This window comes from Pseudomonas sp. BAY1663 (assembly GCF_000582595.1).
Taxonomy (GTDB): domain Bacteria; phylum Pseudomonadota; class Gammaproteobacteria; order Pseudomonadales; family Pseudomonadaceae; genus Stutzerimonas; species Stutzerimonas stutzeri_AF.
The window spans coordinates 1-8,641 of record NZ_AZSV01000127.1 but is presented as its reverse complement, the minus strand read 5'-3'; the positions used below and the strand labels follow the sequence as shown (position 1 = coordinate 8,641).

The 8,641-nt window shown below is 68.9% G+C and carries 8 protein-coding genes and 2 pseudogenes; 3 read left to right on the top strand and 7 right to left on the bottom strand.

All coding sequences use genetic code 11. The features are described 5' to 3' along the window. A partial coding sequence (locus tag BAY1663_RS21255; RefSeq protein WP_037044761.1) for an ATP-dependent helicase C-terminal domain-containing protein occupies positions 1 to 641 on the top strand: 641 nt, incomplete at its 5' end. 6 nt (positions 642 to 647) lie between these two features. On the opposite strand, the gene BAY1663_RS21250 is transcribed toward BAY1663_RS21255, so the two are convergent. Next, on the bottom strand, positions 648 to 1,421 hold the full coding sequence (locus tag BAY1663_RS21250) for a transporter substrate-binding domain-containing protein (RefSeq protein ID WP_128576427.1): 774 nt from the start codon (positions 1,419 to 1,421) through the stop codon (positions 648 to 650). Between the two features lie 196 nt (positions 1,422 to 1,617). Between BAY1663_RS21250 and BAY1663_RS21245 the strand changes: the two genes are divergently transcribed. After that, positions 1,618 to 2,448: an SDR family oxidoreductase gene (locus tag BAY1663_RS21245; protein WP_037044756.1), complete on the top strand. Its 831-nt coding sequence runs from the start codon at positions 1,618 to 1,620 to the stop codon at positions 2,446 to 2,448. A 26-nt stretch (positions 2,449 to 2,474) separates the two neighbouring features. Here the strand turns inward: BAY1663_RS21245 and BAY1663_RS21240 are convergent, their stop codons facing one another. Together BAY1663_RS21240 and BAY1663_RS21235 are read right to left on the bottom strand one after the other, a co-directional pair. Continuing rightward, positions 2,475 to 2,900 carry a VOC family protein gene (locus BAY1663_RS21240; RefSeq protein WP_037044754.1) on the bottom strand — a complete coding sequence of 142 codons (426 nt, stop codon included), beginning with the start codon at positions 2,898 to 2,900 and terminating at the stop codon, positions 2,475 to 2,477. 86 nt (positions 2,901 to 2,986) lie between these two features. Beyond that, positions 2,987 to 3,665 (bottom strand): annotated as a pseudogene (locus tag BAY1663_RS21235) (hypothetical protein). Positions 3,666 to 3,776: 111 nt separating this feature from the next. On the opposite strand from BAY1663_RS21235, the gene BAY1663_RS21230 reads away from it, so the two are divergent. Continuing rightward, complete coding sequence (locus BAY1663_RS21230; protein WP_037044752.1) at positions 3,777 to 4,253, top strand: NYN domain-containing protein; 477 nt, start codon at positions 3,777 to 3,779, stop codon at positions 4,251 to 4,253. A 350-nt stretch (positions 4,254 to 4,603) separates the two neighbouring features. On the opposite strand, the gene dxs is transcribed toward BAY1663_RS21230, so the two are convergent. From dxs to BAY1663_RS21210, 4 genes and pseudogenes are all read right to left on the bottom strand, one after another. Then, the gene (gene dxs, locus BAY1663_RS21225) at positions 4,604 to 6,502 is read right to left on the bottom strand and encodes a 1-deoxy-D-xylulose-5-phosphate synthase (RefSeq protein ID WP_037044750.1); all 1,899 of its coding nucleotides are present in this window, start codon (positions 6,500 to 6,502) and stop codon (positions 4,604 to 4,606) included. Between the two features lie 380 nt (positions 6,503 to 6,882). After that, positions 6,883 to 7,772, bottom strand: a pseudogene (locus BAY1663_RS21220) (polyprenyl synthetase family protein). Then, positions 7,769 to 8,011 carry an exodeoxyribonuclease VII small subunit gene (locus BAY1663_RS21215; RefSeq protein WP_037044748.1) on the bottom strand — a complete coding sequence of 81 codons (243 nt, stop codon included), beginning with the start codon at positions 8,009 to 8,011 and terminating at the stop codon, positions 7,769 to 7,771. Before BAY1663_RS21215 ends, BAY1663_RS21220 begins: the two are co-directional and overlap by 4 nt. Before the next feature lie 99 nt (positions 8,012 to 8,110). Next, on the bottom strand, positions 8,111 to 8,641 hold a 531-nt coding region (locus BAY1663_RS21210), incomplete at its 5' end, for a sulfite exporter TauE/SafE family protein (protein WP_037044747.1).

Here is an 8,641-nt window from a genome sequence, read left to right as displayed (position 1 = left end):
CCGGGCTCGACGACCAGGCCCGCGCCCGCGCGTTGCTCGAACTGGTGCGGCGCAAGGGCCTGGAACTGCTGCCGTGGACGCCCGCGCTGCGCCAGTGGCAGGCGCGCATCGGCCTGCTGCGGCAACTGGACCTGGCCAATGGCGGCGCCAGCGAGTGGCCGGACGTCAGCGACGCGGCGTTGCTCGTGCGGCTGGAGGACTGGCTGCTGCCCTATATCGGCAAGGTGTCGCGGCTGGCGCATTTCGCCCAGCTGGACCTGCCCGGCATGCTCGCCACGCTGCTGCCCTGGCCGTTGCCGCAGCGCCTGGAGGAGCAGGCGCCGGTGGCCCTGGCGGTGCCGTCCGGTTCGCGGATTCGCCTGGACTACGCCGAGTCGCCGCCGGTGCTGGCGGTGCGCCTGCAGGAACTGTTCGGCCTGGCCGACACGCCGCGCATCGCCGGCGGTCGGCAGGTGGTCAAGCTGCACCTGCTGTCACCGGCGCGGCGGCCGGTGCAGGTCACCCAGGACTTGGCGAGCTTCTGGGCCAAAACTTACGCTGAGGTGAAGAAGGACCTCAAGGGCCGCTATCCCAAGCACTACTGGCCGGACGATCCGCTGGTCGCCGAGCCCACCGCCAGGGCCAAGCCGCGCGGGCAGTAGCGCCCGTCAGTCCGTCGGCAGGCTGAGGTCCTCGCCGGCGGCGCGTAGTTCCTCGTAGGCGCGGTCGAGTGCGGCGACGATTTTCGCGCTGCCGCGGGCATGGCGGGACACGATGAAGCGGATCGGCACCTGCTCCACGCGCAGATGTGGCAGCGCCTCCATCTGCAGGCGCTGACGGGCCTGTTCCACCGGGATCTGGTAGTCGAGCAGGTAGTCGCCGCGCCGGCGCCGCAGCATTTCCAGTGCCGAGACATGGGTGCTGGTGCGCAACAGGCGCAGGTTCAGGGCGGGATCGTCGAGCATCTCGGTGATGCGTGGCCAGTAGCTGTAGCCATTGATGAGGATCAGCGCCTGCCCGGCGAGATCGTCCGGAATCCGCGGTGCCGGCGTGTCCGGGCGAAAGTACAGGTTGAGGCTGATGTGGCTCAGCGTGTGGCGTCCTTCCAGCGTATGTGCGGCCAGCTCCGGCTTGCCCTGGGCACCGGGCCAGAGGTCGATGCTGCCGTTTTCCAGCGCCGCATAGAGCCGCGCGCTGGGCAGGGCGCGGAAGCTCACGCCGTAGCCCGCGTGCTTGGCCACCCTGCGCGTCAGCTCGGCCACCTCGCCGCGCGCCACCCCGCGCGCATCGCTGTAGATGGCCGGGGCGAATTCGTAGTAGCCGACGCTCAGCACCCGCTGGGGGGCCGGCTCGGCCCGCCCCGTGACGGGAGCGAGGGCGATGGCCAGGGCGAGGAATAGAAGCGGTTTCACTGGGTGGTCATTGCCCTGCGCAGGGAGAATTGATGGCCTGGTTTTCCGTCGGGACGGCACAGCTTCTGGAGCGAGGCGTCACGAGCAACCGTCACTAGGGTGCGCCGCCGCCGAGCGATTGTCGATGATGCGTCTTGCCGCGGGAACGGGAATGTCGGCGAACATCGACCTATGCTCAAACCGGGTGCCGAGATGTTCGGGCACCGAGGCACGAAGGAGCGAGTGTATGCAGCGCAAGGTATTCGACCGCAAGGTGTTCGACTGCAAGGTGGTGCTGATTACCGGCGGCTGCGCCGGCATCGGCCGCGCCCTGGCGGTGCGCATGGCGCAGGCCGGCGCGCGGCTGGTGATCTTCGATCTCGATCAGGACGCGCTGGACGGCCTGGTCCAGCATCTGGCCGACCACCACAATGCCGAGGCGCTCGGCCTGCGCTGCGACGTCAGCGATGCCGAAGCGGTCCGGCGCACGGTGGCGCTGGTCGTCGAGCGCTACGGCGGCATCGACGTGCTGATCAACAATGCCGGGATCACCCATCGCAGCCGTGTGGCGGAAACCAGCCTGGCGGTGTTCCAGCGGGTCATGGCGGTGAATTTCTATGGCGCATTGCACTGTACCCAGGCCGCCCTGCCGAGCCTGATCGCGCGGCAGGGGCAGATCATCGTGCTCAGCTCGCTGTCGCAATACGCCCCGGTGCCCAACCGCGCCGCCTACAACGCCAGCAAGCATGCACTGCACGGGCTGTTCGAGACGCTGCGCGGCGAACTCGAGGGCACCGAGGTCAACGTCATGCTGGTATGCCCGGGCTACACCGCCACCGACTTGCGCAAGAACGTGCTGGTCGGCGATGGCTCCACGGCGCCGCAGCCGGTACTGGACATCATCGGCCGGGTTTTCTCGGCGCAGGATGTCGCCGAGGCGATCTACCAGGGCGCGTTGCGCCGGCGCCGGTTGCTGGTGCTGTCCAATCTCGACTGGAAGGCGCAGCTGCTGGCGCGCTGCTTCCCGCGCCTCTACCAGAACCTGCTGCTGCCGCGCCTGCTCGGCAACAGGTCGTAGGACGCTGGCACGGGCGCGCCACGAGCCTAGCGGTCGCCGTAGAGTTGGCGCATCAGGGCCACATCCCAGTAGGCCGCCTCGATCTTGTGCCCGTCGAGGTCGCGCACGAAGCAGCCGTAGTACGGCTCGCCATATTCCGGACGCGGCCCCGGGGCGCCTTCGTCGCGGGCGCCGGCGGCGATGGCTGCACGATGGAAGGCATCCACCGCGGCCTGGTCGGCGGCGAAGAAGCCGACATGGGTGCCGTTGCCCACCGATGCCGGGGCGCCGTCGATCGGTGTCTGGATCCAGAACTCGGGGAATTCGCGGCCCCAGGCGACGGCGCCGGGGTGTTCGAGAATGCGCTTGCAGCCGAGGCTGGGCAGCACCCGGTCGTAGAAGGCGACCGCCTCGTCGAAGCGGTCGGTGCCGAGGGAGATGTGCGAGAGGATGCTGGGATTCTGTTCGGCCATGGCTGGAGCCTCCGGATGACTGGCCGGAGAAGCCTAGCAGGCCACCGCGATCCCGCCGTGGCAACGGCTGAACGGTGCGTGTCGCTTCAGGCGGCGTCGCGCTCGCGCGCAGGCTGCGCGGTGCACAGCATGAAGCAGCGGAACAGCATCACCGTGGGCAGCAGCTGCAGCAGGCCGATGACGCCGTCGAGCAGGATCGCCGGCAGCGCTGGCGGGGCCTCGCCGGCCCAGGCCTGCGCGACGATCCAGGCCTCGAGAACCCACAGCGGCAGCAGCACGCTGAGCACGCAGCCGAGCACCAGCAGGAAATGCCCGCGGGTGAGGATGAAGCTCTGCTTGAGCGCGGCCAGCGGCGACAGCCCGCGCAGCACCAGCAGGTATTCGGCGAAGGCGATCCTGACCATGACCCAGATGCCCGGCAGCACGAACAGCGAGGCACCGAGCAGGATCAGCAGCGTGCCGAGCGCCGAGAGCACCGCCAGCGCCGGCCACAGCGGCAGGGCTCGGGCCAGGACCGCGCGCGGCGCCGGGTCGTGGCCGCGGCTGCGGCATCGAGGTAGAGGATCAGCGCGCGATGTACAGCGGATAGAAGATCATGCCGACGAGCAGTTCCTGCGCCGGCAGCGCGCCCTTGCCGAGCCAGTGGTCGACGCCCAGGCGCGTGGCGCTCTCGAGCAGGATCAGCGGCAGGCAGAGGCGGGCGATGGCGATGAATTGGCGGGAATAGAAGAACCAGGCGTCGCGCAGGATGGCAAAGACGTTCATTGCAAATCGGCAGTGTGAATCGATCGGGGCGCCACTGTAGCCGAAGTGCCGGGACATGCGCGATGTCGCCGTCCATACTGGAGACCCGTCAATGATCGCAGGCTGGCTACCGTGAGAAAGATCGCCCTGTTCGCCGATGTGCAGAACCTCTATTACACGGTGCGCCAGGCCTACGGCTGCCACTTCGACTATGCGGCGCTGTGGGCGGACGTCGGCAGGCGCGGCGAGATCGTCGAGGCCTACGCCTATGCCATCGAGCGCGGCGACGCCCGCCAGCAGCAGTTCCAGCGGATTCTGCGCAACCTCGGCTTCACGGTGAAGCTCAAGCCCTACATCCAGCGCAGCGACGGCTCGGCCAAGGGCGACTGGGACGTGGGCATCACCATCGACGTGCTGGACGCGGCGGGGCGGGTCGACGAGGTGGTACTGGCGTCCGGCGACGGCGACTTCGACCTGCTGCTGGAACGGGTGCGCGCCGGCGGCGCCGAGGCGACGGCCTATGGCGTGCCCGGGCTCACCGCGCAGTCGCTGATCCGCGCCGCCACGCGCTACGTGCCGATCGAGGGCGACCTGCTGCTGCGCGGCTGAAGGTGCGGATGTAGAGCTGGCCGAAGCGGTGGAAAACGCTGCGCGGTTTTCCACCCTACGGTGTGCCAGGCAGAGCGTAGGTGGATGACGCTTTGCTCATCCACCAGGCGATGCAGGAAGATTGCACGCGTTACCCCAGGCGGCCTCGTGGCGCCCTCATGCGCCGGTGGAAAAGGCTGCGCGGTTTTCCACCCTACGTGTGCCAGGCAGAGCGTAGGGTGGATGACGCTTTGCTCATCCACCAGGCGATGCAGGAAGATTGCACGCTTTACCCCAGGCGGCCTCGTGGTTGTCCTCATGCGCCGGTGGAAAAGGCTGCGCCGTTTTCCACCCTACGGCCTGGCGCTGCCTCAGGCGTTGCCGAGCAGCGCCAGGCGCTGGCGCACCGCGGCTTCGATGCCGGCGGCATCCAGGCCGCATTCGGCGAGCATCTCGCTGGGTTTGGCATGCTCGACGTACTGGTCCGGCAGCCCCAGGTGCAGCATGGGCAGGACGATGGCTTCGCCGGCGAGGAATTCGGCCACCGCGCTGCCGGCGCCGCCCATGATGCTGTTCTCCTCGACGGTCACCAGCAGTTCGTGGCTGGCCGCCAGCTGGCGCAGCAGCGCCTCGTCCAGCGGTTTGACGAAGCGCATGTCGACCACCGTGGCGTCCAGCGTCTCGCCGACCTGCAGCGCCTCGGCCAGCTGCACACCGAAGACCAGCAGCGCAACCTTGCCGCCCCGGCGGCGGGTCACCGCCTTGCCGATTTCCAGCGGCGCCAGCCCCGGCTCGATGGGCGCGTTCGGCCCGCTGCCGCGCGGGTAGCGCACGGCCGCCGGGCCCTCGAAGTGGTAGCCGGTGGTGAGCATGCGGCGCATCTCGTTCTCGTCGCTGGGGGTCATCACCAGCATGCCGGGGATGCAGCGCAGGTAGGACAGGTCGAAGCTGCCGGCATGGGTCGGGCCGTCCTCGCCGACCAGCCCGGCACGGTCGATGGCGAACAGCACGTCGAGGTTCTGCACCGCGACGTCGTGGATCAACTGGTCATAGGCGCGCTGGAGGAACGTCGAGTAGATCGCCACCACCGGCTTCATGCCTTCGCAGGCCATGCCGGCGGCCAGCGTCACGGCATGCTGCTCGGCGATGGCGACGTCGAAGTAGCGCTGCGGGAAGCGCTCGCTGAAGGCCACCAGGTCCGAGCCTTCCTTCATCGCCGGGGTGATGCCGGTCAGGCGCGGGTCGGCCTCGGCCATGTCGCACAGCCACTGGCCGAAGACGTTGGAGTATTTCGGCCCGGCAGGCTTCTTCGGCGCGACCGGCGCATCCACCGGCTCCAGCTTGCTGATGGCGTGCCAGGTGATCGGGTCGGCCTCGGCCGGGGCGAAGCCCTTGCCCTTCTTGGTCACCACGTGGAGGAACTGCGGGCCGTCGAGGTCGCGCATGTTGCGCAGGGTGGCGATCAGGGTCGGCAGGTCGTGGCCGTCGATGGGGCCGATGTAGTTCCAGCCGAGCTCCTCGAACAGGGTGCCGGGCACCAGCATGCCCTTGGCGTATTCCTCGGTGCGGCGGGCGATTTCCCAGGCGCCGGGCAGGCGCGAGAGGATCTTCTTGCTGCCCTCGCGCATGCTCGAATAGGTACGGCTGGAGAGGATCTTGGCCAGGTAGTTGGACAGCCCGCCGACGTTGCGCGAGATCGACATGTCGTTGTCGTTGAGCACCACCAGCATGTTGGCGCCGACTTCCGGGGCGTGGTTGAGTGCCTCGAAGGCCATGCCGGCGGTCAGCGCGCCGTCGCCGATCACGGCGATGGACTTGCGCTTGCTGCCCTGCAGGCGTGCCGCGATGGCCATGCCGAGGGCGGCGCTGATGGAGGTGCTGGAATGGCCGACGCCGAAGGTGTCGTAGGCGCTTTCCGAACGCCGCGGGAAGGCCGCCAGGCCGTCCTTCTGGCGCAGGCTGGCCATGCGCGCGCGGCGCCCGGTAAGGATCTTGTGCGGGTAGGCCTGATGACCGACGTCCCAGACCAGGCGGTCGTCCGGGGTGTCGTAGACGTAGTGCAGGGCGATGGTCAGTTCGATCACGCCGAGGCCGGCGCCGAAGTGACCGCCGGTCTGGCCGACGCTGAACAGCAGGTCCTGGCGCAGCTCGTTGGCAAGCTCTTCGAGTTCCGCCTCGCCCAGCCGGCGCAACTGCTCGGGCGTGGCCGCGCGGTCGAGGATGGGCGTCGCGGGGCGTACCCGAGGAATCTCATGGAACGTCTTGGGCATCGGGCGAATCATTTTTGTCGGAAAAAGAGCGGCAGTTTAACCGATGGGCCCTGCGATAAGAACGACCCTGCGTCCAGCGCATGCCGTTCGCGCAGTCCGCAGGCGGGGTGGGGTGCGTAGCCTGAGGAGCACAGCGACGAAGCCCAAGAGCATCGCCCCGAGGTCGGGCCTCCCACAAAAGCAGGCAGCCCACACCGAACCCTGTGGGCGCGCCCTCGCGCGATGCAGGCCGCAGGCCTGCCGGAAGCCCAAAAGCATCGCCCCGGGGTCGGGCCTCCCACAAAAGCAGGCAACCCACACCGAACCCTGTGGGAGGCGCGCCCTCGCGGCGATTGCAGGCCGCAGGCCTGGCTCCTGAGCCCGAATACCGCGCGGGCGCCTCAGTTACGCCGTTCGACGATATAGCGCGCCAGCTCGCGCAGCGGCTCGGCGGCGATATCGAACGGGCGCAGCGCATGCAGCGCCAGGTCGCGCAGCTCCAGGGCATAGGCCTTGGCCGCGTCCATGCCGAGCAGCGCCGGATAGGTGGGCTTGTCGCGGGCGATGTCGGCGCCTGGTGCTTGCCGAGGGTGGCGGTGTCGCTTTCCACGTCGAGGATGTCGTCCTGCACCTGGAAGGCCAGGCCCACGGCCTGGGCGTACTGGTTCAGCGAGGCGAGGCTGTCGGCATCGGCGCGGCCGCTGGAAAGGGCGCCGAGCTGCACGCTGGCCTCGATCAGGGCGCCGGTCTTGTGCCGGTGCATCTGCTCCAGTGCGGTGCGATCGAGCTTGCGACCGACCGAGCCGAGGTCGATGGCCTGGCCGCCGACCATGCCGGCGGGGCCGGCGGCGCGCGCCAGGACGCCGAACATCCGCAGGCGCAGCAGCGGGTCCGCGGGGTTGGATTGCGCTGCTGCGAGCACGTCGAAGGCCAGGCTCTGCAGGCCATCGCCGGCGAGAATCGCGCAGGCCTCGTCGAAGGCCTTGTGGGTGGTCGGCTGGCCGCGGCGCAGGTCGTCGTCGTCCATGGCCGGCAGGTCGTCGTGCACCAGCGAGTAGGCATGGATCAGCTCTACCGCGCAGGCGGCGCCGTCGGCCTGGGCCTTGTCGCCACCCAAGGCTTCGCTGGCGGCGTAGACCAGCAGCGGGCGTACCCGCTTGCCGCCGTTCATCACGCTGTAGCGCATAGCCTGGTAGAGCCGTTCGAGCGGCGCCTGCGGCGCGACGAAGAGGGCATCGAGACAGCCGTCGACGCGCTGCTGGCAGCGCTTCTGGTACTCGCCGATCGTCATGCTTCGGCGTCCGTGTCGAAGGGGGCTTCCTGCAGCGTGCCGTCGCGCTCGAGCAGGATCTGCACCTTCTGCTCGGCCTGGCTCAACGCCGCCTGGCAGTCGCGGGTCAGGCCGATGCCCTGTTCGAAGCAGGTCAGCGAGTCTTCCAGCGACAGTTCGCCGCTTTCCAGGCGCTCCACCAGCTGCTGCAGCTCGGCGAGCGATTGTTCGAAATCAAGGACGGCTTTCTTGCGGGCCATGGCAGGAACCTGTCGTGTGCGGCGAGTCTGAACCGGGCGCGACATTAGCAAAGAAGGCCCGGCGCAGCCACTGAAACGGGAGCGGACCCGCGCAACGCATCAGCCGGCGTAGGTGGCCCAGAAGTAATAGAGGGTCATGCCGCTGCCGACCAGGATGACGAAGGCGCGTAGCCAGGCGGCCGGCAGTTTCTGGCTGAGCGCGCCGCCGGCGTAGCCGCCGAGGGTGGCGCCGCCGAGCAGGATCAGCAGCTCGTACCAGCTGACCCGGCCGGCGACGATGAAGGTGATGCTGGCGACGCTGTAGATCACTGCCGAGATCAGGTTCTTCAGCGCGTTGGCGCGCACCAGCTGATGGCCCTCGATGGAGAACGCCGCCAGTTGCAGGATGCCCATGCCGGCACCGAAGTAGCCGCCGTAGATCGACACCAGGCCATGGGCCGCCATCGAGCCGCTGGAGTGCGGCGGCACCGCGCTCGCTTCCCGGCGCCGCGCTGCCAACCAGCGGCTGAGCCAGGGGCTGGCGGCGAACAGCGCGGTGGCCAGCAACAGCAGCCAGGGAATCAGCAGGCTGAAGACGTCGTCGCCGCCGGCCAGCAAGGCCAGGCCGCCGAGCAGGCCGCCGGCCAGGCC